At 66.4% G+C, this 26,251-nt stretch carries 32 protein-coding genes; 17 read left to right on the forward strand and 15 right to left on the reverse strand.

Going from position 1 to position 26,251, the window contains the following annotated elements; genetic code table 11:
* Positions 1 to 40: 40 nt before the first annotated feature.
* Positions 41 to 1,090, reverse strand: a complete 1,050-nt coding sequence (locus BDW41_RS08780) for a hypothetical protein (RefSeq protein WP_146217332.1) — start codon at positions 1,088 to 1,090, stop codon at positions 41 to 43.
* A 310-nt stretch (positions 1,091 to 1,400) separates the two neighbouring features.
* Between BDW41_RS08780 and BDW41_RS08785 the strand changes: the two genes are divergently transcribed.
* The 6 genes from BDW41_RS08785 to BDW41_RS08810 all read left to right on the forward strand — a co-directional run bounded on the left by BDW41_RS08785 (position 1,401) and on the right by BDW41_RS08810 (position 5,904).
* Positions 1,401 to 2,321: a cytochrome b/b6 domain-containing protein gene (locus tag BDW41_RS08785; protein ID WP_083337785.1), complete on the forward strand. Its 921-nt coding sequence runs from the start codon at positions 1,401 to 1,403 to the stop codon at positions 2,319 to 2,321.
* Positions 2,314 to 3,069: a molybdopterin-binding protein gene (locus BDW41_RS08790; RefSeq protein ID WP_074551809.1), complete on the forward strand. Its 756-nt coding sequence runs from the start codon at positions 2,314 to 2,316 to the stop codon at positions 3,067 to 3,069. The genes BDW41_RS08785 and BDW41_RS08790 overlap by 8 nt, the downstream gene beginning before the upstream one ends.
* 166 nt (positions 3,070 to 3,235) lie before the next feature.
* Complete coding sequence (locus BDW41_RS08795) at positions 3,236 to 3,904, forward strand: Type 1 glutamine amidotransferase-like domain-containing protein (protein WP_074551808.1); 669 nt, start codon at positions 3,236 to 3,238, stop codon at positions 3,902 to 3,904.
* 213 nt (positions 3,905 to 4,117) lie between these two features.
* Positions 4,118 to 4,354, forward strand: a complete 237-nt coding sequence (locus BDW41_RS08800) for a hypothetical protein (RefSeq protein WP_074551807.1) — start codon at positions 4,118 to 4,120, stop codon at positions 4,352 to 4,354.
* Between the two features lie 45 nt (positions 4,355 to 4,399).
* A complete protein-coding gene (locus BDW41_RS08805) occupies positions 4,400 to 4,630 on the forward strand; it encodes a hypothetical protein (protein ID WP_074551806.1) in 231 nt (76 codons plus the stop codon).
* Between the two features lie 191 nt (positions 4,631 to 4,821).
* Entirely contained in the window at positions 4,822 to 5,904 is a 1,083-nt protein-coding gene (locus tag BDW41_RS08810) for a GGDEF domain-containing protein (protein WP_074551805.1), read from the forward strand.
* A gap of 28 nt (positions 5,905 to 5,932) precedes the next feature.
* On the opposite strand, the gene BDW41_RS08815 is transcribed toward BDW41_RS08810, so the two are convergent.
* Positions 5,933 to 6,199: a hypothetical protein gene (locus BDW41_RS08815; RefSeq protein WP_074551804.1), complete on the reverse strand. Its 267-nt coding sequence runs from the start codon at positions 6,197 to 6,199 to the stop codon at positions 5,933 to 5,935.
* Between the two features lie 210 nt (positions 6,200 to 6,409).
* Here BDW41_RS08815 and BDW41_RS08820 point away from each other — a divergent pair, with 210 nt between their 5' ends.
* From BDW41_RS08820 to arsB, 3 genes are read left to right on the forward strand one after another with little or no spacing between them, the layout of a single operon-like run.
* Positions 6,410 to 6,751 carry a metalloregulator ArsR/SmtB family transcription factor gene (locus BDW41_RS08820; protein WP_074551803.1) on the forward strand — a complete coding sequence of 114 codons (342 nt, stop codon included), beginning with the start codon at positions 6,410 to 6,412 and terminating at the stop codon, positions 6,749 to 6,751.
* A gap of 21 nt (positions 6,752 to 6,772) precedes the next feature.
* Entirely contained in the window at positions 6,773 to 7,285 is a 513-nt protein-coding gene (locus BDW41_RS08825; RefSeq protein WP_074551802.1) for an arsenate reductase ArsC, read from the forward strand.
* Positions 7,278 to 8,351, forward strand: coding sequence for an ACR3 family arsenite efflux transporter (gene arsB / locus BDW41_RS08830; RefSeq protein ID WP_199535309.1), 1,074 nt, complete (start codon positions 7,278 to 7,280; stop codon positions 8,349 to 8,351). Before BDW41_RS08825 ends, arsB begins: the two co-directional genes overlap by 8 nt.
* Before the next feature lie 15 nt (positions 8,352 to 8,366).
* Here arsB and BDW41_RS08835 read toward each other — a convergent pair whose 3' ends face one another.
* The gene (locus tag BDW41_RS08835; RefSeq protein ID WP_158536989.1) at positions 8,367 to 8,852 is read right to left on the reverse strand and encodes a hypothetical protein; all 486 of its coding nucleotides are present in this window, start codon (positions 8,850 to 8,852) and stop codon (positions 8,367 to 8,369) included.
* A gap of 336 nt (positions 8,853 to 9,188) precedes the next feature.
* Between BDW41_RS08835 and BDW41_RS08840 the strand changes: the two genes are divergently transcribed.
* Together BDW41_RS08840 and BDW41_RS08845 are read left to right on the forward strand one after the other, a co-directional pair.
* Positions 9,189 to 9,566, forward strand: a complete 378-nt coding sequence (locus BDW41_RS08840) for a hypothetical protein (protein WP_146217333.1) — start codon at positions 9,189 to 9,191, stop codon at positions 9,564 to 9,566.
* 129 nt (positions 9,567 to 9,695) lie between these two features.
* On the forward strand, positions 9,696 to 11,291 hold the full coding sequence (locus BDW41_RS08845; RefSeq protein ID WP_083337784.1) for a glycoside hydrolase family 30 beta sandwich domain-containing protein: 1,596 nt from the start codon (positions 9,696 to 9,698) through the stop codon (positions 11,289 to 11,291).
* A gap of 62 nt (positions 11,292 to 11,353) precedes the next feature.
* Here the strand turns inward: BDW41_RS08845 and BDW41_RS08850 are convergent, their stop codons facing one another.
* From BDW41_RS08850 to BDW41_RS08860, 3 genes are read right to left on the reverse strand one after another with little or no spacing between them, the layout of a single operon-like run.
* A complete protein-coding gene (locus BDW41_RS08850) occupies positions 11,354 to 11,794 on the reverse strand; it encodes a DUF4440 domain-containing protein (RefSeq protein ID WP_083337783.1) in 441 nt (146 codons plus the stop codon).
* A 45-nt stretch (positions 11,795 to 11,839) separates the two neighbouring features.
* A complete protein-coding gene (locus BDW41_RS08855) occupies positions 11,840 to 12,040 on the reverse strand; it encodes a hypothetical protein (RefSeq protein WP_074551798.1) in 201 nt (66 codons plus the stop codon).
* On the reverse strand, positions 12,021 to 12,686 hold the full coding sequence (locus tag BDW41_RS08860) for a glutathione S-transferase family protein (RefSeq protein ID WP_074551797.1): 666 nt from the start codon (positions 12,684 to 12,686) through the stop codon (positions 12,021 to 12,023). The genes BDW41_RS08855 and BDW41_RS08860 overlap by 20 nt, the downstream gene beginning before the upstream one ends.
* 117 nt (positions 12,687 to 12,803) lie before the next feature.
* On the opposite strand from BDW41_RS08860, the gene BDW41_RS08865 reads away from it, so the two are divergent.
* The 3 genes from BDW41_RS08865 to BDW41_RS08875 all read left to right on the forward strand — a co-directional run bounded on the left by BDW41_RS08865 (position 12,804) and on the right by BDW41_RS08875 (position 14,615).
* A complete protein-coding gene (locus BDW41_RS08865) occupies positions 12,804 to 13,280 on the forward strand; it encodes an Lrp/AsnC family transcriptional regulator (RefSeq protein ID WP_074551880.1) in 477 nt (158 codons plus the stop codon).
* Positions 13,281 to 13,400: 120 nt separating this feature from the next.
* On the forward strand, positions 13,401 to 14,327 hold the full coding sequence (locus BDW41_RS08870; RefSeq protein WP_074551796.1) for a M14 family metallocarboxypeptidase: 927 nt from the start codon (positions 13,401 to 13,403) through the stop codon (positions 14,325 to 14,327).
* Between the two features lie 12 nt (positions 14,328 to 14,339).
* On the forward strand, positions 14,340 to 14,615 hold the full coding sequence (locus tag BDW41_RS08875) for a hypothetical protein (RefSeq protein ID WP_074551795.1): 276 nt from the start codon (positions 14,340 to 14,342) through the stop codon (positions 14,613 to 14,615).
* 13 nt (positions 14,616 to 14,628) lie between these two features.
* Here the strand turns inward: BDW41_RS08875 and BDW41_RS08880 are convergent, their stop codons facing one another.
* The 4 genes from BDW41_RS08880 to BDW41_RS08895 form a co-directional block, all read right to left on the reverse strand.
* Positions 14,629 to 15,444, reverse strand: coding sequence for a hypothetical protein (locus BDW41_RS08880; protein ID WP_146217334.1), 816 nt, complete (start codon positions 15,442 to 15,444; stop codon positions 14,629 to 14,631).
* Positions 15,445 to 15,529: 85 nt separating this feature from the next.
* Positions 15,530 to 16,468 (reverse strand): transporter, encoded by a 939-nt coding sequence (locus BDW41_RS08885; RefSeq protein WP_233496821.1) that lies wholly within the window; start codon positions 16,466 to 16,468, stop codon positions 15,530 to 15,532.
* 185 nt (positions 16,469 to 16,653) lie between these two features.
* On the reverse strand, positions 16,654 to 16,938 hold the full coding sequence (locus BDW41_RS08890) for a hypothetical protein (RefSeq protein ID WP_074551792.1): 285 nt from the start codon (positions 16,936 to 16,938) through the stop codon (positions 16,654 to 16,656).
* A 25-nt stretch (positions 16,939 to 16,963) separates the two neighbouring features.
* Entirely contained in the window at positions 16,964 to 17,377 is a 414-nt protein-coding gene (locus BDW41_RS08895) for an organic hydroperoxide resistance protein (protein WP_074551791.1), read from the reverse strand.
* Between the two features lie 287 nt (positions 17,378 to 17,664).
* Here BDW41_RS08895 and BDW41_RS08900 point away from each other — a divergent pair, with 287 nt between their 5' ends.
* From BDW41_RS08900 to BDW41_RS08910, 3 genes are read left to right on the forward strand one after another with little or no spacing between them, the layout of a single operon-like run.
* Positions 17,665 to 18,207 carry a redoxin domain-containing protein gene (locus tag BDW41_RS08900; RefSeq protein WP_074551790.1) on the forward strand — a complete coding sequence of 181 codons (543 nt, stop codon included), beginning with the start codon at positions 17,665 to 17,667 and terminating at the stop codon, positions 18,205 to 18,207.
* Between the two features lie 39 nt (positions 18,208 to 18,246).
* Entirely contained in the window at positions 18,247 to 18,987 is a 741-nt protein-coding gene (locus tag BDW41_RS08905) for a response regulator (protein ID WP_074551789.1), read from the forward strand.
* The gene (locus BDW41_RS08910; RefSeq protein ID WP_074551788.1) at positions 18,984 to 20,303 is read left to right on the forward strand and encodes a HAMP domain-containing sensor histidine kinase; all 1,320 of its coding nucleotides are present in this window, start codon (positions 18,984 to 18,986) and stop codon (positions 20,301 to 20,303) included. The genes BDW41_RS08905 and BDW41_RS08910 overlap by 4 nt, the downstream gene beginning before the upstream one ends.
* A 9-nt stretch (positions 20,304 to 20,312) precedes the next feature.
* Here the strand turns inward: BDW41_RS08910 and BDW41_RS08915 are convergent, their stop codons facing one another.
* The 5 genes from BDW41_RS08915 to BDW41_RS08935 all read right to left on the reverse strand — a co-directional run bounded on the left by BDW41_RS08915 (position 20,313) and on the right by BDW41_RS08935 (position 26,124).
* Entirely contained in the window at positions 20,313 to 21,704 is a 1,392-nt protein-coding gene (locus BDW41_RS08915) for an ATP-binding protein (RefSeq protein ID WP_199535310.1), read from the reverse strand.
* Entirely contained in the window at positions 21,701 to 22,366 is a 666-nt protein-coding gene (locus tag BDW41_RS08920; protein WP_074551787.1) for a response regulator, read from the reverse strand. Before BDW41_RS08920 ends, BDW41_RS08915 begins: the two co-directional genes overlap by 4 nt.
* A 135-nt stretch (positions 22,367 to 22,501) precedes the next feature.
* A complete protein-coding gene (locus BDW41_RS08925; protein ID WP_074551786.1) occupies positions 22,502 to 23,218 on the reverse strand; it encodes a phosphatase PAP2 family protein in 717 nt (238 codons plus the stop codon).
* A gap of 16 nt (positions 23,219 to 23,234) precedes the next feature.
* A complete protein-coding gene (locus tag BDW41_RS08930; RefSeq protein WP_074551785.1) occupies positions 23,235 to 25,538 on the reverse strand; it encodes a TonB-dependent receptor in 2,304 nt (767 codons plus the stop codon).
* Positions 25,539 to 25,704: 166 nt separating this feature from the next.
* Positions 25,705 to 26,124, reverse strand: coding sequence for a cupin domain-containing protein (locus BDW41_RS08935; RefSeq protein ID WP_158536991.1), 420 nt, complete (start codon positions 26,122 to 26,124; stop codon positions 25,705 to 25,707).
* Positions 26,125 to 26,251 lie beyond the last annotated feature (127 nt).

Genomic DNA, 26,251 nt, shown 5'->3' on the forward strand with positions numbered 1-26,251 from the left:
GCGCCGGAGAGGCGATGCCCTGCCGGCGCGGGGTTGTCGATCAGTCGTCGATATCGTCCCCGGCATGCACGATCGCTATGCCGTTGGTGGCACCGCTGTTGAGCGTGACGCTGCTTTTCAGCGCGAAGTTGCCGTCGCCATCGACGTTGAAGATGGAAACATGCGATGCCGATCCGTTGCCGTCCACCACGGCGGCGAGTCGGTCGCGGTAGGCGATGTCGGTGGGGTTGCCGTTGAACGTGGCAACCACGGCCGCGTCCTGGACGATCTTGCGGTTGTAGACGGAGTAGCGCGATACGGAGTGGCTGGGCGAATTGGCCGAGAACAGGAACGAGCCATCCAGCGCAACCCAGCACGGTGCCATCTGGGTGCCGGAGCCGGTAACCGTGAGCACCGCATCGTCACGCACGAGGCTGATTTCGTTGGCGTGGGCAATGGTGACGTAGGCGTCGCGGCCGCGCGTGGCGAGCCCGAAGGGCGCGTTGACGTTGGCGGGAATATTGGCCACCAGTCGGGTCTGGCCGCTGATGGCGCCCTGATCGGTCAGGCGCACGGTTTCAATCGCATTACTCTTTTCGGAGATGACCAACTCGCCGTCGAGCACGCCCACCTGGGCGGCGGAGCCGTCGGCGCGCACCAGTGGCGCCGCGCCGTCCGCGCTCGATGCCACGCCATAGCGGTCGATCGGGTGCGACTCGATACGAGTGGCGGTGAGGATATAGAGATGATCGCGGCCGAAGGCGACGCTCACCGGGTTGGTGATGGCGGGCACCAGCTTCATCAGCTGCAGGGGAACGCCGCCCTCTTGTTTTCGAAAGATCGATACGTTGCCGGAACCGAAATTCACCACGGCAAGCAGGCGATGGTTCTGCGCGATGCCGCCGGCGTTGCCGGTCACGCCGCCGGTTCCTCCGGTCTTGGACTGCTCCACCAGCACGCCGCGCGTGTTATAGACCAGCAGCTCGTTGTTGGTTGTGTTCGACGACGTGACCACAAGGTCGCCGTCGTTCCAGTCCAGGCCGGCTTGGGCGTAAGCCGCGCCGGCCACCATCAACCCCAGCAATGCCGTCCCGCAGATGGTTCGTTTCATGACCAGTCCTCGATGTGATCGCAGGTAATTGCGGCAACACGTGTCGCCGCGGCGAGTCCCCTGTAGCGACCGTGCGCATCGGTCTTCTGGTATTCGGCGCTCGGGCCCGCAGGGTTACTTCGTTGGCTTCAATGCGGCGAGTAACCGGTGAACGCGCAGCCGCGAATGAACAAGTGACAGGGCAAAGCTTCGTGCCTGCCTCGGGCTGGTTCGCGTGAAACCTGAGTCTGGTGGCAGGCGCGTCTGTCCGGTGCGCGAGTAGACTAGGTGGCAAGCCGTTCGGTTCGCCCTGCTTCCCCGGAGTATGGCCATGAGTACGGAAAGCCTCGATGCTGGCGCATCCGCACCGATTCCCATCGCGAATCGGGAGTCGCGCAGAACCGTTTACCGGCATCCGCTGCCGATCCGCATCATGCACTGGATCAACGTGGTCGCGTTGACGCTGATGTTCCTGAGCGGGCTGCAGATATTCAACGCGCATCCGAGTTTGTACTGGGGCAATCGATCCGACGAAGGGACGGCGATCTTCGCGCTGGGCGCACGCGAGGATGCGGCGGGCAAGCTGCAAGGCGCCACGCGCATCGGCAAGCACGAGTTCACCACCACCGGCGTGCTTGGCGTATCGAACGGGAGCGACGGCAGTCCGCAGGTCCGCGGCTTCCCGTCATGGCTTACCGTGCCCGGCCCGCAGTGGCTGGCGATGGGGCGGCGCTGGCATTTCTTCTTTGCGTGGGTGTTCGTGCTGAACGGCCTGTGCTACGTCGGCTACGCCATCGCCACGCGACACCTGCAGCGCGATCTGTGGCCCACGGGCGCGGACTGGCGCGGCATCGGGCGATCCATCGTCGACCATCTGCGCTTCAAGCATCCTCACGGCGACGAGGCGCTGCGCTACAACATCCTGCAGCGGCTTGCCTACCTGACGGTGATCTTCGTGTTCGGCGTGGGCATCGTGCTGATGGGGCTGGCCATGTCGCCGCGCATGGATGCGGTGCTTTCACCGCTGGTGGAAGCCGTCGGCGGACGGCAATCGGCGCGGACGATCCATTTCATCATCGCCTGGGGCTTCGTGGCCTTTGTGCTGATCCATGTGTTCGAAGTGTTGATCACCGGCGTGTTCAACCAGTTGCGGGGGATGATCACCGGCTACTACGCGATCGATGCCTCGCCGCGCGACACGCAGCCGCCAGCCGCGGAAGTCGTTTCCTCGGAGGATCGCCCGCATGACTGATCGCCGCTCGTTTCTGCGCATGACCATGGTGGGTGCGGCGGGCGTGCTCGTCGTCGGCTGCGACCGCATCTCGCGCACGTTGTGGGGCCCCGATGTGCTGGGCCAGGCGGAAGGTTTGAACCGCCGCGTGCAGGCACTGTTGTCTCCCTCCGGCAGCATGGCGAAGGAATACACCGAAGCCGACATATCGCCGGTGTTCCACCCCAACGGCACCACCATGCCCGCCACGCCGGCCTATCAGGCCCTGCTCGCCGACAACTTCCGCGATTACAAACTGCAGGTGGATGGCCTGGTGCGCCGGCCGGCCAGCCTCTCCATCGATCAGCTGAAGCGGCTGGATACACGCACGCAGATCACGCGCCACGATTGCGTGGAAGGCTGGAGCGCCATCGGCAAATGGCAGGGAACGGCGCTGTCCGCCGTGCTCGATCACGTTGGCGTCGATCCGCGCGCGCGTTTCGTGGTGTTCCACTGTTTCGACGAGATGGAGGAAGACACGCCGTATTACGAGAGCATCGACCTCACGGAAGCCAGGCATCCGCAGACGCTGCTGGCCTTCGCCTTGAACGACAAGCCGCTGCCGGTGCCGAACGGCGCGCCTCTGCGACTGCGCATCGGTCGCCAGCTCGGCTACAAGCAGGCCAAGTATCTGGCCCGCATCGAACTGGTCAGTTCGCTCGAGGATATCGGCGACGGCAACGGCGGCTACTGGGAAGATCAGGGCTACGAGTGGTATGCCGGCATCTGAAGTTTGCGCCCCCATGGCTGCGCGGCGCGGGTTTGTCGGCGGACTCGTGCACTTGTGCGGGTCGATGCGCCATGCTTGACTCGGCCGCCAACGAACCCGGCGACATGCGGGGGCTTGTGCGCCTCGGCGCCACTGTTCCCGCCTCTCGATGGACAAGGAGCGCGCGATGAAGCTACTGCTCACGTCCGGTGGCGTCAGTAACCGGAGCATCCGCCAGGCCCTAGTCGACCTGCTGGGCAAGCCCATCGAAGAGTCCACCGCGCTGTGCGTCCCCACGGCGATGTACGGCATGTTCCCGAAGACCGCAGTGATGACGTGGCGGCAGATTGCAGGGCTGACGCCCACGCCCATGGTCGAGCTGGGATGGAAGTCCGTGGGCATGCTCGAACTGACCGCGCTGCCCAGCATCGACAGGCAGAACTGGGTTCCCTTGGTACGCGAAACCGACGCGCTGCTGGTGTGCGGTGGCGACGTACTGTATCTGCGTCACTGGATGCGCGAGTCCGGTCTGGCGGACCAGTTTCCATCGCTCGCCGATACCGTCTATGTCGGGCTGAGCGCCGGCAGCATGGTGATGGCGCCGCACGTCGGCGAGGCCTTCGTGGGCTGGAAGCCGGCCGAGGGCGGCGACCGTGCGCTGGGTATGGTCGGCTTTTCGATCTTCCCGCACCTGGACAACGCCATGTGCCCGGAGAACAGCATGGCCGATGCCGAGCAATGGGCCGCGCGCGTGCCGGTGCCGGGGTATGCCATCGATGACGACACCGCCATCAAGGTGGTGAATGGTGTCGTCGAGATTATCTCCGAAGGGCATTGGAGGCTCTTCGAGCGATAGCGTCGTCGGTATACAGGCCAAGAACGACGTCCGCGATCGCGCGGCATGCGACGGGTTTGCTGTGCTGTCGCTCCGTTGCCCCGGATTTCGCGGTGCTTCATCCGGGCTACTCGCTGCCGTGCGTCGTCACGCCGCCAACTACGGCGTGTCGGTTATGTTCCTTCCGCACGGCTCTTTCACGCTTTGCGGGTCCATCACCGACCGGAGTGGAGCATGCTCGTCGACATCTACCAAAGCAGTATCAGCAACGGTTGGTTCGTCGCGGTTCCCACCGGGAACCAGCTCGCCTTTGCGCGTGTTCCGCCCAAGCCGGAGCTGGTGGAACCTCAGTTGTTTCTGCAGGGCACGGATCTGGTCTCGGGCAACTACTTTGTTGGCCTGGACGCGGCGGCGGTGTTGAAGCAGGTGGCGGACCAGGGGTACGCGTTTTTCGAGGCGGGCGTGCGGTGATGCGATCCACGGCTGCGCCGTGCGCTACTGACGGAGGAAATCATCATGTCTCTGGATGCCACACCGGGCCTGGGAAACACCACGCTTGAGGCCCAGATCCTCAGGGCGCTGGTACGGAAGCTGGTGGAGAAGGGCGTGCTGTCGTCCGGCGACGTGCGCTCCCTGTTGCTGGAAGCCACGGAGCATCTGGACACCGTGGTGGGCAACAACCTCACGGTCGAGGAAGCGCAAAGCATGATCAAGGGCGACCTGGCCTCCTTCCTCGGACCCGCCTAGCCAGGCGCCGCCGCGGGCCGGCGGACTGCCGTGTGGCGTCGCTGCCTGCCCTTCCAGGTAAGGCTTGGCCCTGCCGTGCCAGCGAGCGTCGCGCCGAAACCGCGACAGCGCTTGCTTCGGGCGCGTGGCATCCATCTTGCTGCGCATCGGGTGGTATCCGTTCCCATCCACGCGCCTGAGGCCCGCACCGCATGCCCCACCCGTTCGCCAAGCAGCGGCGCGCCGACGATACGGAACATCGACGGGAGTACACGCACTACCTTGCGCAACGCATGGCGCCGGCAATCCGCGCGCTGACGGCGCTGGCGGTGGCCGCCTATCTGCTGGCGGCCGGCGGGCGCGCGCTGCTCAGTTCGTCGCCGGTACCTTTGCCGCTGCGGCTGGCGCCTGTCGTGCCGCTTGCGGTGCTGGCTGTGGCGGCCCGGCGCGAACGGCGGCCGCTGGCGTTGAGCCTGCTGGCGCTCGCCTGCGTGCTGCTGCTGGAAGTGGGCGTCAACTTGAACGGCATCGGCCAAGTGCCGGGCCAGCGGCTGGTGCTGCCCGGGCTGTTGCTGCCGGTGGCGTCGTCGGTGATCTGGATCGGCCGCTGGGATTTCATCGTCGCGATGCTGCTGTGCGCGCTCGGTCCGTTGCCGATGCTGATGCTGGGCTCGGTCAGCGGCGTGCCCGTGTTCCAGTACGCCGTGTACATGACCATCGCGATTTCCGTGGCCGCCGTGCTGCGCGCGTTCATCACGCGCACGCTGTTCGAGCAGTTCCGCCTGGAAAAGAAACTGAGGGAGCAGGCGCACACCGACGGCCTCACCGGCCTGCTCCAGCGCAACCGGTTTCTCGAACTGGCGCGCTACGCCTTGAGCGATATCTACCTGCGTCGCATGCCGGCGGCGCTGCTTTACCTGGATGCGGATCACTTCAAGCAGCTCAACGATGCGTTCGGCCACGAGGCCGGCGATCAGGTGCTGATCCAGCTGGCGAGCGGCCTGCGTGCGCAGATGCGCGATTCGGACCTGATTGGCCGCGTGGGTGGCGAGGAATTCGTGGTGCTGCTGTGCGGCGTGAACATGCAGCACGCGCGTTCGCGCGCGGAGCGCTTGCGCGAGGCAGTGCGTGTCGTGCATCGCCCGGATCGCCTGCTGACGGTCAGCGTCGGCATCGTGTGCTGCGATCGGCCCGGCGAAAACATCGAAAGCCTGATCTCGCGCGCCGACCAGGCCATGCGCCTGGCCAAGAAGAACGGCCGCGACCAGGTGGTCGTCGACGCATCCATCGCCTGAGATCAGGACCGATGCGGCTCCGTAGAAGTTACGGCTGCTCGGGCGGCGGTTGCAGCGTCGTGGCGAGTTCTTCGAGGATGGCGATCTGCTCGTTCAGTGCGTCATGCAGTTCGCTCTGGCGCGTCATCAGCGTTTCGGTGGACGCCGCCTGCTTGAGCTTTTTCAGTTCGCCGTCGAACAGCAGCCACTGCGCCGTGAGGGTTTCGACATTGTTCTTCGCGTAGTGGCGCATTTCCTTCAGCTGCGCGACTACATCGTTGACGTGTTCGAACGGAGTCTTCGTATCCGCGGACATGGCGGCACCTCAGGTCTCATCCGAGGCGGTCGAGCATAGCCACGCCAAGCTGGCTCCCGCCGAAATGGTGCCCGCGCTCTTCATGCTTTCTCGACGCCTGCGGCGTGCACGAGCGCAGGTGTTGCCCACGCGCTCGCGGTGGCGGTTCGCGAAGTCATGGCTTCGCGGCTCGGCTTGCCGCCCCGCAAACATTTCGACTATTCTAGTTTTATGGAAACGACAGACGCCATCGCCGCGCTCACCGCCCTCGGCCACGCCAAGCGCCTGGCCATCTTTCGTCTGCTGGTGGTGGCGGGCCCGGCGGGTCGCATGGCGGGGGATATCGGGGACGAGCTGGGCATGCCCGGCGCCACGCTGTCCTTTCATCTGAAGGAGCTGGCCAACGCGGGGCTGGTGACGGCCGAGCCGCAGGGCCGTTTCGTCTGCTACCGGGCGGCCTTCGACGCCATGAATGGGCTCATTGCCTACCTCACCCACAACTGCTGCGCGGGGAGCGCGGACGCCGGCTGTGCTCCGGTGTCCGGCGCTTGCCGGCCCGGCGACAGCTGCTGATCTTTATTCCGGGGAATCGTCGTGACTCATCGCGTCCTGTTCGTGTGCACGGGCAACTCCGCCCGCAGCGTGTTGGCCGAAGCCACGCTGCGCGCCTGGGGCAGCCCACGGTTCGAGGCGTTCAGTGCGGGCAGCCGGCCCACCGGCAAGATCAACCCGTTTGCGCTCGACACGCTCGACGCCGCAGGCATGCCCACTCACGGCCTGCGCAGCAAATCCTGGGACGAGTTCTCCGGCGCCGGCGCGCCGGCGCTCGATATCGTGATCACGGTATGCGATAGCGCGAATGACGAAACCTGCCCCGTGTTTCTTGGCGACTTCGTGCGCACGCACTGGGGTTTGCCCGATCCGGCGAGCGTGCAGGGTAGCGATGCCGACAAGCACGCCGCATTTGCGCGTGCGCATGCCACGATCAAGGCGCGCGTAAGGGCGTTGCTCGATCTGCCGTCCGACACCTGGGCCGACCGCACTGCGTTGAAAACCGCGCTGGACCGGATCGGCCTGTTCCAGTCCGGGGACGATGCGCATGAGTGAAGCCGTCGACACACAGCCTGCCATCGGCTTGTTCGAGCGCTATCTGACGCTCTGGGTCGCTGCGTGCATCGTGCTGGGCACGGCGGTGGGCCATTGGTTGCCGGGGCCGTTCGCCACTCTCGGAGCGATGCAGCTTGCCAGGGTCAACCTGCCGATGGCGCTGCTCATCTGGCTGATGATCGTGCCCATGTTGCTGAAGGTCGACCTTGGCGCCATGCGCCAGGTCGGGCGCCACTGGAAGGGCATGGGCGTCACGCTGTTCGTCAACTGGGCGGTGAAACCGTTCTCCATGGCCGTGCTCGCCTGGCTGTTCCTGCGGCATGTCTTTGCCGGCCATCTGCCGCCGGGCGAAGTGGACAGTTACGTGGCCGGCCTGATCCTGCTGGCGGCGGCGCCGTGCACGGCCATGGTGTTCGTGTGGAGCCACCTGTGCCAGGGCGAGCCGACGTTCACGCTCAGCCAGGTCGCCATCAACGACGCGATCATGGTGGTGGCGTTCGCGCCGCTGGTGGCGCTGCTGCTGGGCGTGTCGGCGATCACGGTGCCCTGGGCCACGCTGGCGTTGTCCGTGGGGCTGTACATCGTGTTGCCGGTGATCGGTGCAAGCCTGCTGCGGCGCATGCTGTTGGCGCGCGGCGGCGAAGCGGCCCTGGCCGCATGCCTGCGTCGCCTGGCGCCGGTGTCGCTGGGCGCCTTGCTGATCACCCTGACGCTGCTGTTCGGCTTTCAGGGAAAGCAGATGCTGGCGCAACCCCTGATCATCGCGATGCTCGCGGTGCCGATCCTGGTGCAGGTGTACTTCACTTCGGGTCTGGCCTATCTGCTGAACCGCCGCTTGGGCGTCGAACACTGCGTGGCGGGGCCGTCCGCCCTGATCGGCGCAAGCAACTTCTTCGAGCTGGCCGTCGCCGCCGCGGTGAGCCTGTTCGGCCTGGATTCGGGCGCGGCCCTGGCCACGGTGGTGGGCGTGTTGGTCGAGGTGCCGGTGATGCTGTCGGTGGTGCGCATCGTCAACCGCTCGAAGCGCTGGTACGGCGAGCCGAACGGGAAGGGCGCTTCCGCGTGAACCCGACGGACGTGGTCAGGGCTGCGGGGCTCCGGCCGCCGGCGGCGTCGCCGCGGCGCCCACTCTCGCCGTCTGGGATTCCAGCCCGTTGCCCGCCTGCACCATCGTCGCGTTCTGGTTGAGGCAATCGGGCGGCGACAGCGAATAGCCGGTGAGCACGAGCTTGCAGCTCCAGGTGATCTCCGCGCCTTCCTTGCCGTTGCGCTCCCTGGGAATCAGCATCAGCACGGGGTCGGGGTTTGCCCCGGTATTGCGTGTGTGCAAGGTGATCAGGCCGCCGTCGGCGATCTCCGCGGAGGCGATATAGGTGCCCACCGCCGCTGAGCGGTTGTAGTGCAGATCCGTGGCATGGACCTCGGCCAGCCCGCCGCGCACGGTGGCCGCCTCCAGCACGACGTCCTTCAACGCGTTCGCGTCCTTCAGCGCCTCGGCGATGTGCCGGCTCGGGCCGAAGCCGCGCCAGATCGGCACCATCACCAGGACGATCACGATCAGCGTCATCGTCGCAATCAATACGTTGAGCATGGACCATCGATATCGCTTGAGCATGCGTCGCGCTCTAGACCAGTGGCGGGCGGCCAACCTTGCGGGTCAGTCGGAGACTATAGCCCGCCTGCGGTGTAGATGGGGTCGATGCGGTGCCATGGACGTGCCGGCCAGGGCCGGCGGGCGCGCACTGTCGCAGGAGCTATGCGCTACTCTGCGCATGCCCGTTCCAGCACAGGGAACGGGCGCCCGCATCCGCTTTCGACCCCTGGCGGACGTGGGCGCAAGGTTATGCGGCCGGGTCGAGGAGCGGAGCCGATGGAGCTCAAGGCAGAGGTTTGGGATCGCGTCATGGCGTTCGCGACCCAACTGGCGAACGAAGCGCAACCCGAAAAGTACCGGGAGAGCTACGAGGCGCTGAAAGACTATTGCGAATCACAAGGCGCTGCCGGATACGAGCATCCGTTCCTGTGGGAAACCCTCGCGGATTTCACCGAGGATGACCGCGCCGCCATTCCCCTGTACCTGAAGGCCCTGGACAAGGCGTCATGGCCGGATGCGCACGCGTATCGTGCGTCGATCCGCTTTGCGCTGGCCGAGCGCTACCGCCGCACCGGCGAACCCGAGCGGGCGCGCGAGTACGCCATCGCGGCGGACGACGACGCCAGGCAGATCGACGACCGCCAGCTGCGTCGCCGCATCGGCGCGTTCCTGCGCGAGCGGGAATGAGCGCGAGTGCAGGGCGCGTGTCCGCCGCCAAACTCATCCATGCCGGCAAGTCCAGTATGCTTCTGCGAAAGCCCGGGAGCTTCGTGATTCAAGTGAACCGCACCATGATCGACGGGTATTGCGCGCACCATGGATGAGCGCGAGTCGAATGCCCCCTGGGCTGCTGTCGCCTTCATCGTCGTACTCGCGCTGCTGACCTTCGCGGCCGTCTATGCGCCGCGCTTCGAACATCCCAAGGCCGTGGCCCGCGTGGCCATCCCGGCGCCGATCACCGGACCGGCGGTGGAGATCTGGCTGAGCACGGCCGACCGTCGCCTCAAGCTGATGCGACAGCCCGACATCGCGCTGGGTGCGCGCGGCGGTTCGCCCGCCGACGTGGTGATCGACGTGGGCAAGAAGTACCAGACCATGGTGGGCTTCGGCGCGGCGATGACGGATTCGTCCGCATGGCTGCTGCAGAACAAGCTCAGCGACGCGCAGCGCGGCGAGCTGCTGCGCGAGCTGTACGGGCCGCCGCCCAACCTCAACCTGAGCATGATGCGCCTGACCATCGGCGCGTCGGACTTCTCGTTGAAGCCGTACACGCTGGACGACGTACCCACCGGCCAGACCGATCCCGACCTGACGCATTTCAACGTCACCGCCAACCTGCAGGACGTGATACCGACCGTGCGCGAAGTGCTTGCGGTCAATCCCGACCTGCGCATCATCGCCTCGCCCTGGAGCGCGCCGGCGTGGATGAAGAGCAGCGAGAACCTGATCGGCGGCGAGTTGCTGGAGCAGTACGAAAGCGACTACGCGGATTACCTCGTGAAGTACGTCGACACGTACCGCGGCTATGGCATCCCCATCTTCGCGCTGACCCTGCAGAACGAACCCAACTTCGTGCCGATCACCTATCCGGGCATGGCCATGAGCGCGGAGACGCGCGCGCGCATCGTCGCGCAATACCTGGGGCCCCGGCTGGCGGGACGCAACCCGGCGACGGCCATCCTCGAATGGGACCACAACTGGAGCCACCCCGAGCAGCCGCTGGCCGTGCTGGGCGATCCCGATGCCTCGCGCTACATCGACGGCGTGGCCTGGCATTGCTACGAAGGCAGCCAGGCGGCGCAGGGGCGCGTGCATCGCGCGTATCCGCAGAAGGACGTCTATCTCACCGAATGCTCCGGCGGTGACTGGGCCTCGAGCATCAACGGCGAGCTGATCTGGTTCGCGCGCAATCTGCTGGTCACCGGCATCCGGCAATGGGCGCGCGGCGTGATTTACTGGAACCTGGCGCTGGACGAAAACCACGGCCCGCACTTCGGCGGCTGCGCCGCCTGCAAGGGCGTGATCATGATCGACTCCAAGACCGGCGCGGTGAGCCGCAACGACGAGTACTACGCGCTGGCGCACTTCAGCAAGTTCGTCATGCGCGACGCCCTGCGCGTGGCATCCACGGACACCGACGCCGACAAGGGCGTGGCCAACGTCGCGTTCCAGAACACCACCGACGGGTCGATCGTGCTGGTAATGGTCAACACCAACCCGCAGGAGCGACACCTGTCCGTGGCCGAAGGCACCATCCAGTTCGAATACACCATGCCGCCCCGCAGCGTGGCCACCTTCGTGTGGAACACGGCCCAGGTGGGCAACTGGATGCGACGCGCCTTCGAATGGTTGAACCGCGTCGCACCCGGCACGAAGGGGCCGGGTCAGGGTGCGGCTTCGTCGCAGGACTGAACGCTTGTCGCGTCTTGCAGCGCCGCCATGGAACGACGAATGCTAGTGGGACGTTCCTGAAGTCATGCGGCCTGCGGAATGGACGTCTCCTGCAGAAACCGCCACCGGGGTCGCCCCAGTTCCGCGGTGCTCAGCCAGGCCACCGAATGCCGCTGGTTGGACGAGCCATCGGGCAGGACCTGTATTTCGCGGTAGCTCACCATGCACCCCTCGGGACTATCGACGGTCACGGCGACATCGTCGATGGTGATGGCGATGCCCGGCCGCGCGCCGCCGAGTCGCGCGAACAGGTGGCGGGTGCTGTCGCGGTCCAGACGTTCGCCACGCACCGTCACCATCGCGAAGTCATCGTCAAAACAGGCGATCAGCGCATCCAGTGCCTCAGGTGCCGCTTCGCCGCGAAACCACGCTTCGATCTGTTCGTGCAGTAGAACGATTTCGGTGCGGGCTTGTTCCAGTCGGGTCATGCTGCGGATTCCGTTGTGATGGCGCAGCGCGATCATAACGGCCTGCGACCATGATGCCGACAGGCGGCCCAGCCTTGCGATTCACTGCGAACGCAGCACGCCATCGCCGATGCCCAGGCATATACGCAGTGAGGTCACGGCGCGTTTGGCGAGCGAGAGGCGCGCATCGCGCTTCTCACGCGTGGGTCGCGGTGCCGGTGGGTGTGTCGCCAACCTGCGCAGCAACCGCGGATCGGCGATATGTCCGTGCAGGCACAGCAGGTCAAGCCAAAGCGACGGCATCCGCGGCTCCCGGCGGGAAGGATGCGGGACGGTCGACGGTCTCGCCGGACAGCGGCGTGGCCATCATCGACGGGCGTGCGCAGAAGCGTCGATACCAGGCGGACAGTCGGGGACGTCCTGGCTGAAAATCGTGGACCTGGCGGAACTCGATCCAGCTGAGGGCCGTGGCGAGCGCGATGTCGCCGATGTCCACGCGCTCGCCGTCGGGCACGTTCGCTTCCAGGTAATCGCAGGCGGCGATGACTTTCTGCAGATGGCCTTCCAGCAAGGGCGGCCAGCGCAACGCCTCGGGCCGGCGCTGCGATTCCCAGCGCGCGGCAATGCCCGCATCGGCCAGGCCCATGGCGAGCGCCTGCTTGAGCAAGGCCTGCAAGCGCCGCGGCGCGGCGTACGGAATGAGTTTGTCGCCGTGGTGCAGGCCATCCAGGTAGTCGCAGATGACGCTGGAATCGAACAGCACCGTGCCGTCGTCGCAGACCAGCACGGGCACCTTGCCGAGCGGGTTGAGCGCGAACACGTCGTCGTTGCGTTGCACCGGGCTGGTTTCCTGCTGGATCACCTCGAGGCGATCGGCCAGCCCGGCTTCGTGGGCGAACACGAGCACCTTGCGTGCATAAGGCGAGTGTGACTGGTAATGCAGTTTCATGCGGCGAATGCCTGGGTGGTGGAAGTGCGGGCTATGCTAGAGTCCGGCGGCGCGGCCAGCCCGCAACCTGGGGAGCCTCGGCGCATCTTTTTCCCGTCTCGTGTGGGTTTCGCGCTCATGGCCAGTGAACTGGACAAGGTTGACCGACGCATCCTGGGCATCCTGCAGAAGGACGCGCGCCGCCCTGCGGAGCTGATCGGCGCGGAGGTCGGCCTGTCCGCCTCGGCGGTGCAGCGGCGCATCGTGCGCATGCGCGAGGACGGCGTCATCCTCGCGGAAGTAGCGGTAGTCGATCCCAAGCGGGCTGGACGTCCACTGACGATGATCGTCGACGTGGAAGTGGAGCGCGAGCGGCCGGAGCTGCTGGCGAGCCTGAAGCAATGGATCGGCGCCGAGCCGTGCGTCCAGGAGGCGTGGTACGTCACCGGCGCCGGCGACTATGTGCTGATCGTGGTGGCGCGCGACGTCGATGACTTCGAGGCACTCATGCAACGGCTGGTGGCCGACAACGCCAACGTCCGCCGATTCCAGACCCGCGTGGCCTTGAGCACGCTCAAGCGTGGCATGCAGGTGCCGCTGGATGGCGCGGGTTGAGTACGTCGCGTCTCGAAGGTTCGCTGCCAGGTGCTTGGCCAGAAGCGCAGGCGGAAAATGACCGTCACGCCTGGGGCGTTTGATAAAGTACGGCCCTCTCTCCACCACGACGCCATCACCATGAGCAACCAGGCTTTCTATCCCATTGGCACTCCCGGACAGCCGTGGGGCGCGGCGGAACGTGCGGCGTGGCTTGCCAGGCAGACGCGCCACCGCAGTTATGCCGATGACGTGCTGAGCGTCCTGGGGACGCTGCGCGATGCGTTTCACGTCAGCGAGTACGGCGCCTTGCATTATGGCGATGAGCATTACCCGTTGATCGTGGTGCGCAGCCGCGACTGGCGCGACGATCTGCCGGTGCTGGTGGTGACGGGCGGCGTACACGGTTATGAAACCAGCGGCGTGCATGGCGCGCTGCAGTTTTTGCAGCGGCATGGCCGCGACTATGACGGCCGCGCCAACCTGCTGGTAGTGCCCTGTGTCAGCCCGTGGGCGTACGAGCGCATCCATCGCTGGAATCCGGATGCGCTCGACCCCAACCGCAATTTCCGCAAGAGCAGCCCGGCCGGCGAGTCGGCGGCGCTGGTCGACCTGCTGGAGCCGCTGAGCGATCACGTGCTGATGCATATCGACCTGCACGAGACCACCGATTCGGACGAGTCGGAGTTCCGTCCGGCACTGGCCGCGCGCGATGGCAAGCCGTTCGAGCCGGGCGAGGTTCCCGACGGTTTCTACCTGGTCGACGACATCGACAACCCGCAGCCGGCGTTCCAGCAGGCGGTGATCGAGGCGGTGGCGAAGGTGACGCATATCGCCGATGCTGACGCGCGCGGCGAGATCATCGGCGCGCCGCTGCTGATGCCGGGCGTGATCAAGTTTCCGGTGAAGCAGTGGGGCCTGTGCGCCGGCATCACCCACGCGCGCTACGCCACCACCACCGAGGTGTATCCCGACAGCCCGCGCGCCACGCCGCAGCAGTGCAACGACGCGCAGGTGGCCGCGGTGCGTGCGGCTATCGACTACGCCTTGGCGCATCGTCACGATTGAAGGGAGCGCGCGATGGAAGAGGAAGCCACGCCGCAGGGTTTCACCAAGGCCGATGCCAAGGCCTATGCCTGCTCGTACATCCTGCTGAGCCTGCTGCAGCGGATGGACCAGCAGGAGCCCGGCCTTATCGATGCGCTGCTCGACGGCGCCAAGGGCGACTTCGAGGCATCGAAGGCGAACAAGGACCTGCCCCCGCCGGTGTCGATGATCTTCGACGAGACCATCGCATTCCTGGAGCGCGCCAACGCCTACAAGCGCAACATGCAGGAACGCGACAGCGCTGGATGAGCCACGCGAGCCTTCACGCCGTGGCTTTCAACCCGATCGATCCGGACGGCAGATTCGGCAGCATGCCGGGTGCCGCGTCTCCCATGGAAAACAGGTTGCCCTTGATCATGCCGTAGTACGTGCGGCCGGTGCTCGACGTGTAGATGTTGGTACCATCCGTGATCGCCTGGTTGCTCTTCTGGAACACCAGGAAGCTGAGCGGCGAGTTCACGGTGTGGTGAAAATCGATCGGCGCGCCGTTGGACGTGGTGTAGCTGGCGTTGGGGTCCATGGTCTTCGCCATCGCCTGGCTGGCCTTGCGGAACATGCTCATGAAGTTGTAGCTGGTATCCGCAAGGCGGGAGGCCTGGTCCGCGTCGGATGCCGACAAGGGCTGGCCGCCCGCGTCCGACCACAGCGCGTAGCTGTCCGTTGCATCGTCATGGAACGACTGCACGGCCTTGACCAGCGACTGGTTGGCGTTGAGCGTCTGTTCCAGCCACGCCTTGTCGTTGGCGTTGAGCGCGCTGGACACCACCTTGATGGCGCCGTCGTCGGACTGGAAATCGAACGACGCCATGGCAAGGTCGGGCCTGTCCTGGATCACCTGCTGCATGCTCTGCACCAGCGCACTGGCGACATCCTGAAGGTCGCTCTGCAGATGCGCGGATTTGCCCAGCGCTTTCAACGCTTCCGCCAGCTTCGGGCTGTCCGCGGGTGCGGGAGCGGCTTCCACCGATGTGACCGTCGAACTCGACGCGGCGGGCGCCTGGTTCAACGCAGCGGCGCTGAGGGATGGGGTCGATGCCGTGAGCGGTATCGCTCCCGGTGAGGCGATGGCGAGAGGCATGGCAAGTCCTTTGCGTGCTGTTCCTGCCACTTCATCGGCAGGTTTCGCAAGAGCTTGAATGATGCGCGGATCGAACCCTGGCGCGTCAGAACCGGATCGTCGCCGAAGCCAGCACCAGATCGCCCTCGAAATGATGCTCCGCTCCGAACTCCCTGTAGTAGCGCGCAGTGAACGCCACCACGTGTGTGCCCAGTCGTGTGCCGTAGTTCACGGCGGGGCCTGCGCCGTACACGCGGCCCTTGAGCGTGCCGAGCAGGGCGCCCGGGCCGTTGTCGCCGCTGACCTGGCGATAGGCATAACCGGCCAGGCCCACTTCCCAATGCGGCGATAGATGCTGGCCGATGGCCAATTCCAGATGCGCCTCGTTGCCGCTGCGGTAATGCGTGACGTCGTTGGGTGCGTTGACGCCGTAGCCGATCGCGGCGGAGAACTCGGTGTGATGGCCGAACGGCGCATAGGTGAAGGCCCATAGCGCGTCGCCCGCCCAGCGGTTGTGCCCGAGCGAAGGCGTGAAGCCCTTGTTGTACGTGCCGGTCGGCGCCCACACGGTGATGGCCACCGCATGCGTGAACGAGGGCCCCACGGCCCAGCCCAGGCGCGCGCTCATCGCCGTATCGGCGCTGCCCGATCCGCTGACCGAGCGCGAGATAACGCCGCGCGGTGCGCTGATCTCGCCACTGAGTTTCAGGTGCGCATAAGGCGCGGTGATCGAGACGGCCAACTGGCCGCCCAGCACGCGCTGTCGCGGTGCATACAGCAGGTTGATGCCGGCGCTGTCCGTGCGCTTGTTCAACGACATCAGCTTGACGCCGCCGAGCGAGGCGCCGCCCGCGTCGCCGGCGTAGTGCAGCATGACCAGCGTGACGTACCAGCCCGGTGCGGGCGTGAGGCCGGCATCCAGCGACTGGCTGCCCAGCAGGTAGAGTCCGCCGCCGCCTTCCGTGGCGTGTATCGCTGGACTCATCCCGGCCAGCATCAGAAGGATGGCCGCTATCCCTGCGCTGTAGCGTCGATGGCATTCCATGAATGTCCTCGGCGTGCCCTCAAGCATGTGTCATGCGGGCGCGATGATGCCGAGGCCCGCCTTGCCGTAGTCGATCATTCGTCGTTCGGTAACCGCCAGCGTGCGCCTGCGCGCTGGCGCTGGCTACCGTATTTGTACGTAACGCCGTGCCGGTTCGAGCCGGCACGTCTCCATGCGCGGGCGGCTCAGGGTTGCGGATGTTCCGGCGCGCCCGTCGGTGTCACGACCACCGTCGGCAAGGTGCGGTAGGGCAGTTTCGGCGTGGCCGCCTGCGGGGCGAGCTGGGAGGGATAGTCGACATTCCAGTCCGCCCGGCTGTTGATTTCACTGGCCGATGGCTGGCCGTCGCCGGCGGATGGCATCGGGCTGGCCGACGCGCCAGGCGGCATGGGGTTGGCGGCGAAGGCGAACGGGCTGAAGGCGAGCGTCAGCCACACGGTGGCGGCAAGCAGGGCGCGGAAGCGGGTCATGGTGGTTTCTCCGAGTGGGTGGCGCTCAGGCGAGCGTGATCACGACGTCGATGTTTCCGCGCGTCGCCTTGGAGTAGGGGCAGGTCTGATGGGCGGCGTCGATCAGCGCGCGGGCGGTGTCGCGATCCAGGCCCGGCAGCGAGACCGTGAGGCGCGCCTGCAGGAAAAAGCCTTCGGAACCCTGGCCCAGGTCGATCTCCGCGCTCACGGAGGTCTCGGCGGGCAGGTTGATCTTCTGCGCGCGGGCGGCATGGCGCATCGCGCCGGTGAAGCAGGCGGACCAGCCGGCGCCGAACAGCTGCTCCGGATTCGTGCCGGGCAGGTGGGAGCCGGGCACGGAGAGCTTGAGGTCGAGCTGGCCGTCGTCGCTGATGGAACGGCCCTCGCGGCCGCCGGTGGTGGTGGTCTTGCCGGTATAGAGAATGGTGCGGTCGGACATGGGGAAGTCTCCTTGGGGTGGTGTGGTCAGGGCTGTGCATCAGCCGGTGGGGATAGGAGACGCCCGGCGCGTATCGCCGATGTGTCCGGCGCGGTGGCTCTTGGCATCGCCATGTATCGCCGCCGCAGGCGGATACGTTCGGATACAAACCGGGCCGGTGGCGGGCCGCGGCGGCGGATACAAAGCGATACAAAAAGCCCGGTGGCGGGACACGCCCGGTACAAGCGGGCCTGTTTCCATAGGCAGGTCGGCGGCGCCGTGCCGCGATCACTTCCGGAGAACCGCTCATGTCCTTCCTTCGCTACGCCGTTGCTGCCGCGGCTTTCAGTGCAGCCCTGTTCATCGCGCTGCCCGGCACATGGAACAGCGCCAGCGCGCAGACACCCGTGGCCGATGCGCCCGCCGCCGGCTTCGACGGCGCCACCCGCTGGCTCAACTCGCCGCCGCTCTCCTTGCCCGCATTGCGCGGCAAGGTGGTGCTGGTGGAGTTCTGGACGCGCGAATGCATCAACTGCCTGCACGTGCTGCCGCACACCAAGGCGCTCTACGACCGCTACGCGGGCGATGGCCTGGTGGTGGTGGGCGTGCACACGCCCGAATACGACGAGGAGCAGGACGTCACCGCCCTGCAGCAGGCGATCCGCACGCTGGGCATCCGCTATCCCGTGGCGATGGATAACGACCACCGGATCTGGAACGCTTACGGCAACCAGTACTGGCCGGCCATCTACCTGATCGACCGCGAAGGCCACGTGGTCTACCGCCACGTCGGCGAGGGAGACTACGATCAGACCGAGGCGCAGGTGCGCCGGCTGCTCGGCAAGGCGTGACACCGGCGCGCGCGGTTGCGTCCCACTATTGGAGTAGGCATGGAACACATCGACCATATCCTCGTCGTCGATGACGACCACGGCATCCGCACGGGCATCGTGGATTACCTGCGCAAGAACGGCCTGCGCGCCAGCGCCGCCGCCGACGGCCGCGAGATGTTCGCGCAGCTGGACTCCTCCGCCTTCGACCTGGTGGTGCTCGACATCATGATGCCGGGCGACGACGGCCTGGTGCTGTGCCGCACGCTGCGCGGCGGCAAGCACAAGCACGTGCCGGTGGTGCTGCTCACCGCGCGCGACGACGAAACCGACCGCATCATCGGCCTGGAAATGGGCGCGGACGATTACGTCACCAAGCCGTTCTCCCCGCGCGAACTCTTGGCGCGCATCAAGGCGGTGATCCGCCGCACACGCATGCTGCCGCCCAACCTGCGCGTGACCGAGAGCAGCGACGTCATCGCCTTCGGCCGCTGGCGGCTGGACACCACCGCACGCCACCTGCTCGACGAGGACGGCACCGTGGTGTCGCTGAGCGGCGCGGAGTTCCGCCTGCTGCGCGTGTTCCTCGATCATCCGCAGCGCGTGCTGTCGCGCGACCAGCTGCTCAACCTCACGCAGGGCCGGGACGCGGAACTGTTCGACCGCTCCATCGACCTGCTGGTGAGCCGCCTGCGCCAGCGCCTGCAGGACGGCGCACGTGAGCAGACCTACATCAAGACCGTGCGCAGCGAGGGCTACGTGTTCTCCATGCCGGTGATCCTCAACGGCGACCAGCCATGAATGCCGAGGCGACCAATGCCCTGCGGCGCTGGTGGCCGCGCAGCATGGCCTCGCGGCTCTACCTGATCATCTTCGTCGGCCTGATGCTGGCGCAGGGTTTGTCGTTCGCGGTGCTCTATACCGAGCGCATGCAGAGCGCGACGGCGGCGATGTTCAACACGCTGGAGCACGACGTGGGCACCTCCGTCGCCGTACTCGACCGCCTGCCCGCCGCCGAACGTCCGCGCTGGCTCACGCGGCTGGAACGCGACAACTACTTCTACCTGCTCGGCCCGGGCGAACCGGGCCGCGAGCTGACCACGGCGCGTTCCCGCTACACCACCGACCTGATCGCCAAGGAAGTGGGCCCGGACTATCGCGTGTACGGCAACACCATCTCGATGTCGCCGGAGCGCTACCAGGTGCATTTCACCCTGCACGACGGCACGCCGCTGACCTTGCAGATCACGCCGCGCATGAAGCCGGTGGCGTCGTGGCTGCCGTTCGTGTTCGTGCTGCAGGTGATCCTGCTGCTGATATGCACCTGGCTGGCCGTGCGGCTCGCTACGCGGCCACTCGCCACGCTGGCGGAAGCGGCGGATGCGATGACGCCGGCCGCCAACGGCCCGCGCGTGCCGCAGGACGGCCCGACCGAAGTCGCGCGCGCCGCGAAAGCCTTCAACACCATGCAGGATCGCATCGCGCGCCATCTCAAGGAGCGGCTGCACATCCTCGCGTCGATCTCGCATGACCTGCAGACGCCGATCACCCGCATGCGCCTGCGCGTCGAGGCGCTTGACGAATCGCCCGAACAGCAGCGCATCCTCGACGACCTGCGCGAGCTGGAACACCTGGTGCGCGAAGGCGTGGCCTACGCGCGCAGCGCGCACGGCGGTTCGGAAACACCGGTGAAGCTGGACGTGGGCGCCTTCCTGGAAAGCCTGGTGTTCGACTATCAGGATGTCGGACAGCCGGTCAGCATGGCCGATGCGCCGGCGATCACCGCGACGGTTCGCCCGCAAGCGCTGCGCCGCGTGCTGGTCAACCTGATCGACAACGCCATCAAGTACGGCGGCTCGGCGGAAGTGGCCCTGCGCCGCGCCGACTCCGGTGCGTTCACCATCACCGTCTCCGACCGCGGCCCTGGTATTCCCGAGGACCAACTCGAACAGGTGCTGGAGCCGTTCTATCGGCTGGAATCCTCACGCAACCGCGATACCGGCGGCTCCGGCCTGGGCCTGGCGATCGGCGCGCAGCTGATCGCCTCCATCGGCGGCCATCTGCAGTTGTCCAATCGCGAAGGCGGCGGGCTGCAGGCGATAGTGACGTTGTCCTGAAACCGGCCCTCAGGGACACAGCAGCGGAATCGACACGCGCACGCGCAATCCCCGCCCCATCGGCGCATCGAGCAGTTCGATGGAGGCACGGTGCAGGCTGGCGGCGCGGGCGACGATGGAAAGGCCCAGGCCGTAGCCTTCGCCGCGGCTGCCGTGTTCGCGGTGGAAGCGGGCGAACACGTCGCGGCGGCGATCGATGGGAATGCCGGGGCCGTTGTCGATCACTTCCAGCGTGGCTTCCTGCCGGCTTTGCGTCACGGCGAGCTGGATATGGCCGCCGGCGGGCACGTAGCGCAGCGAGTTCTCCAGCAGGTTGCGCAGCAGCGCGACGAGGGCAGGCGCGTAGCCTTGCACCAGCACGCGGCCATGCTGTTGCGTGAAGCCGAGTTCCACGCCGCGCCGCTGGATGACGGGCGCGAGCTCCTTCACCACGTCGTCGGCGACCTCGGCCAGGTCGACCGGTTCGAACTGCGTGGATGCTGCACCCGCTTCGAGCTTGGCCAGCGCCAGCAGCTGTTCCACGCGCCGGCTCAGCGTGGCGACGCTGCCGTGCGCGCCGGCCACGCTGTCGTGGATCTCGTCGGGGTCGACGGTTTCCATCGCGCTTTCCAGGTTGAGCTGGATGGATGCCAGCGGCGTGCGCAGTTCGTGCGCCACGTCGGCGCTGAAGCGGCGCTCGCGTTCCAGCGCATCTTCCTGCCGCGCCAGCTGTTCGTTGAGCGCCGCGAGCACGGGACGCAGTTCGCGCGGCGCGTCGGGCAGCACGATGCGCTCGCGGCTGCCAGGTTCGCGTTCGGACAGGGCGGTGGTGAGGCTGGCGAGCGGACGCAATCCGCGGCCTACCGCCCAGCCCACCAGCAGGGCGAGCACGGGCAGGCCGAGCAGGAAGGGCACGCCGTGATCGATCCACAGCGTGTAGACGATGTTCTCGCGGCTGTCGTAGCGGTCGGCGGTGCGGATGACGTACTGGCTGGCCGGATCGACGTAGTTGAACACGCGCCACACGTGGTGCTGCTTCTTCAGGTCGTGATACGCGGAGCGGTCGTCGGGCGTGGCGGGCAGGGTCATCAGGTTGACCGTGCCGAGCAGCAGCCTGCCCTGTCGGTCGAACACCTGGAAGCCCACTTCCGATTCGTGCGTGGCGACTTCGCCCTGCGCGGCAAGCACGCTCTTCTTCTGCACGGGCACGATGATGCCGTCGTGGTTGGCGAAGGTCTGCAGGCCGGACTGGCGGATCAACGCGGCCACGGTGTGCGCCGCCTCGGCCAGGCGCGCGTCGGACAACACGGCCATTTCGTCGCTGGTGCGGTAGAAGCTGTAGAAAGCCAGCGGCAGCAGGAACAGCACCAGCAGCGCGATGATCATCCAGCGCAGGCGCCCGCGCAGGCTGGTGGGTTTCACCGCGCGTCCCGTGGAATCATGTAGCCGAACGCGCGCACGTTCTGGATGGTGTCGAAGCTGAGCTTGCGGCGCAGCGAATGCACCAGCACGTCGAGGGCGCCGTCGGTCACCACTTTCTCGCCGCCGTACAGCGAGCTTTCCAGCGTGTCGCGGCGCACGACGCGCCCCGAGCGTTCCATCAGCGCCTGCAGCAGCGACAGCTCGCGGCGGGTCAGGTCCACCTTGTTGCCACGGAAGCTGACTTCCAGCGTGCCCAGGTCCAGGCACAGCGCGCCGACCTCGATGCGGTTGGCGGCCAGCCCCTGCATGCGGCGCGTGAGCGAGCGGATGCGCGCGGCCAGTTCATCCAGGTGGAACGGCTTGGTGAGGTAATCGTCGGCGCCGGCATCCAGGCCGTGGATGCGTGCCTGCACGGCATCGCGCGCGGTGAGGATCAGCACGGGCGTGGCGAGGCCGCTGTTGCGCGCTTCGGTAAGAATGTCCAGGCCGTCCTGGCCGGGCAGGCCAAGGTCGAGCAGCACCAGGTCGGCGCTGCTGGCCTGCATGGTGGCGATGGCGCCGGTGCCGTCGGTCAGCCAGGTGACGGTGTAGGACAGGCGCTCCAGCGCGCGCTGGATGGCCGCGCCCAGCTCCAGATCGTCTTCCACGAGGATGATGTGCACCGTGCGCCCCTTCGTACCAGAACGGCAGGCCTGGGGATTCCCGGGCCTGCCGTCGATTGTCTTGCGGTTTTGTTACGGTCCGGGGAAAAAAGTGCCCATCCGTGGGCGTGCTCCATCGAGACTGGAAGGGGAGGATCACGGCGTCTTCGGAGCCAAACCGGCGGCCCGCAATTCCTCGCGGGCTGCCGCCAGATCGTGTTGCAGGGCCGGCGAGGCGAGCATGTCGGTGGCGAGCGCCGTGCCGAATTCGCGTCCTGCGTAGATGTCCTGCAAGGTGTGCACGCCCTTCACCACGCGGCGCCAGCCGATGTCGCGAGCATGCTGCATCAAGGCGTCGGCATCCTGCGGAAACAGCTGCGCCAGCAGGATCGCGTCCACCGTGGCGCGGCTGGAATGGCCGCTGGGATAGCCGAAGCTCTTCTTCGCGGCCTTCTCCGGATGATCGGCGCATTCGGAAGCGGGCGGGCAGGGGCGCGGGCGTTTCCAGTGATTCTTGGAAAGGTCGACCGCCTGCTTGGTTTCTTCCTCGGCCTCCTTGAACAGCGCGGCCACGTGCGGAAGCTTGTCCGCGCGGAAACCGTCACCGATCACCGGGGCAAAGTCGAAGGCGTTGAACTTCTCTTCCTTTTTGGCCTGCTCGAAGTCGGCCGCCGAACGGTCTGCAAAGGCGCGGTCGGTGGCGGCGTAGTCGGCCTTGTCTTCCGCGCTGCCCGGCGTGCTTGGCGCGGGCAGCACGGCCATCGCGACGCTGACCTGCGTGTCGCTGAGGTAGGCGTTGGCGTGGCCGTCGCGGGCGGCGGCCAGCGGCGGTGCGAGCAGGAGCAGGGCGAGGAACGTTGGCTTGAACATCATGCGACTGCCTCGTTCCTTACAGTGCGAGCGACAGCGAGGCGAACCAGCTGCGGCCCGGCAGCACGTAGTACGAACCCACGTTGCCGCTCACCGAGTTGATCACCAGGTTGTGTGCGTCGAACAGGTTGTCCACCTGCAGGCGCACCTTGTAGCTCTTGATCACCGAGCCGCTGAGGTTCTGGCCGTAGCCCAGGCTCATTGCCGCCTGCCAGTAGCCGCCGGTGCCGATGGTCGAGGTCACGGAAGAGGCGACGTCCGGATTGAAGCTGGAGTTGTACGCCTTCTGGCTGCCCGTGTACTTGTCGTACAGCGAGGCGAAGAAGCCTTCGTGTTCGTACATCACGCCCAGCGCCGCGGTGCGGTTGGGCACGTTGGGCATGTCGAGGCTGGAGCCCTTGAAGTACGCATCCTGCAGCGAGCCGTTGGCGAACACGCTGGCGCCGGCGCCCACGTAGTAGGTGGCCTCGCCTTCGATGCCCTTGATGTAGGCGCCCTTCGCCAGGTAGTAGACCGGTTCGGTGGTGCCCGGCACCGTGGTGGAGAACTGGTAGTTCTTGTAGTTGATGAAATACACGTCGGCGTCGGCGTTGAAGCGATCGGTCTTGTAGACCGTGCCGAACTGGTAGTTCATCGTCTGCGTGGGATGCGTGTTGTTGGCGGTGGGGTCGGGCACGTAGAACTGGTTGAGGTTGGGCGTGAGGAAGCCCTGCGCCGCCTGCGCGTAGACGCTCCACTCCTGGTTGAACGTGTAGTTCGCGGTGAGGTAGCCCAGCGTCTTGTCCCAGCTCTGCTTGTAGTAGAGCGGGGTCTTGGTGGTCTGGTTGATCGGCGCCTCGATGTCGCGGCTCACGTTGAAGTACTTCACGCCGGGGGTGATGCTCAGGCCGTCATACGCGTACCACTCGTATTCCGCATAGAGCTGACCGGTGTGCAGCTGGTCGGTCATGATGTACTTGTACGGGCCGCTGTACACGCCCTTGCTGTTGAACGTGCCGAAGGTCGAGGCGCCCGGCTTAACGTCCACCGCGCCGCCGCGGCCGTAGTCGATGGCGATGCTGCTGCGGCTGTTGTTGGTGTACTCGTACCAGCCGCCGGTGCGGAACTGGCCGTGGTCGTCCGCGTGCACCAGCTGCAGTACGTCGCCCCAGGCGCGGTAGTTGTTGATCTTGACGTAGCCGCCCATGTTGGTGGGCGATGCCTTCGTGCCCACGTACGGGCTTTCGTGGCTGGTGTTGTCGTAGGCGTAGGTATAGACCTTGTTGTCCAGCGACCAGGTCGGCGACAGCAGGCTGTGCACGCCCAGGTATTCGAGGTCGGTCTGCTTGGTCTGGTAGTTGTAGCAGGCGCAGTTGGTGCTGGTGCGGTCGTCGTTGAGGCCGAAGTTGCGGCCCAGCTGCGCGATCTGCTGCAGCGTCAGCGAACTCAGGTTGGGGTTGTTGAAGCGGATGTAGTTGTAGTTGCTGAGGAAGGTGATCTCGGTGTTCTCGCCGATCGGCTGCACGTACTTGATGTAGCCGGTCTTGCGCGACATGTCGCCGTCCGTCTTGGCGGTGTCGGTGCTGATGTACTGCGCGCTGGCGATGAACTTGCCGCCGCCGAGGTCATCCAGCTTGCCGGAGTTCACTTCCAGGTGCGTGAGCGAGGTGTCGTAGCTGCCGAAGCTCTGCGTGGGAATGAACGAGAACGAGTCGGTCGGATCCTTCGAGCTCAGCGCCACGGTGCCGCCGAAGGTCGCCTCGCCGATGGTGCTGGCGTTGCCGGGGCCGCGGTCCACCACGATCTGGCCGAGCATCTTGGCCGGGAAATAGCTGCTGGTGTGGTGGCTGAAGTCGTTGGTGTCGCCGAACGGAATGCCGTCGTAGGTGACGTTGTACTGGTTGTCGTTGAAGCCGCGCAGCGTCATCTGCTTGGACTCGCCCAGGCCTGGGCCGGCCGGGCTCACATTGGTCACGCCCGGCGAGATCGCCGCGATGGTGGCGTAGTCGGCCGTGGGCGCCACGTGGTTGCTGATCCAGTCCAGCCCGATCACCGACTGCGGCTGGGTGATGTTGAGGTCGGCCTGCGTCGGCGCCTGCGTGATGGCGGACTGCGCGACGGTGCCCTGCACCTCGACTTCTTCCAGCTCTTTCGGCGCCTTCAGCGCGTTGGCTTTGGACGTCGATGCGTCCGCGGTGGCATTGGCGGTGGCCGCGTCGACGTCGGCGGCATGCGCAGGCACGGCCAGCGACAGGCTGGCGATCAAGGCAACGGCGATCGCGCTGGAAATCGGGCGCAGAAGAGGATGCGACGCCTGCAGGCGCCGGCTGGAATCGTTGGACATGGCGGTATGGGCAGTGGCTGGATTCAGCGCACTAGCCTGAATTTGCCATTTGACAGTTCTGTTGCAGCCGGGTGATGCGCGGCGGCGAATGACTTAGCGGCGTCTTAGGGGCCGGCGGCGCGTGGTGCATTGCGCGGGGCCGCTGCCTCGAAGCCGCGTCGGCCCGCTACTTCACCGGCTCGGCGAGCGGCTTGCCCTTGTCGATGATCCAGGTGGACAGCGCCACGCCGCCATCGCTGCCGGGCGCCGCGGCCAGGCTGTGCACCGCGCCGCGCGGGTTGAAGAAGTGATCGCCGGCCTTCAGCACCTGGTCCGGCTTGCCGCGCGTCTTGAGCACCAGGTTGCCCTTGAGCACGTAGCCGGATTCATCGCCATCGTGAAAATGCCAACCCACCACGCCGCCCGCGGGAATGTCGGCCGTGCCGAGGATGATCTCCGTGCCCGGCACGCCGCTTTGTTCGTGCTGATCCAGGATGGTGCGCTTGGGCTGGGGCGTGGCGCTGGCGGGCGCATCCTGCGCGCAGAGGGCGCCGCTGATGCACGTGGCGGCCAGCAGGGCGGTGATCACCAGTATGCGGATCGACATGGCGGCTTCCTCGGTGCGTGCGGAGAGGAGCCGCATGCTGCGCGTGCCGGCGTTACGGCCGCGCGAAACCGCGATGGGGCGAGTCCACGGCGCGCTTGGCCTATCATGCGGCGTTCCCCTCTTTTCC

The organism is Dyella sp. AtDHG13 (genome assembly GCF_003201105.1).
GTDB lineage: Bacteria > Pseudomonadota > Gammaproteobacteria > Xanthomonadales > Rhodanobacteraceae > Dyella > Dyella jiangningensis_B.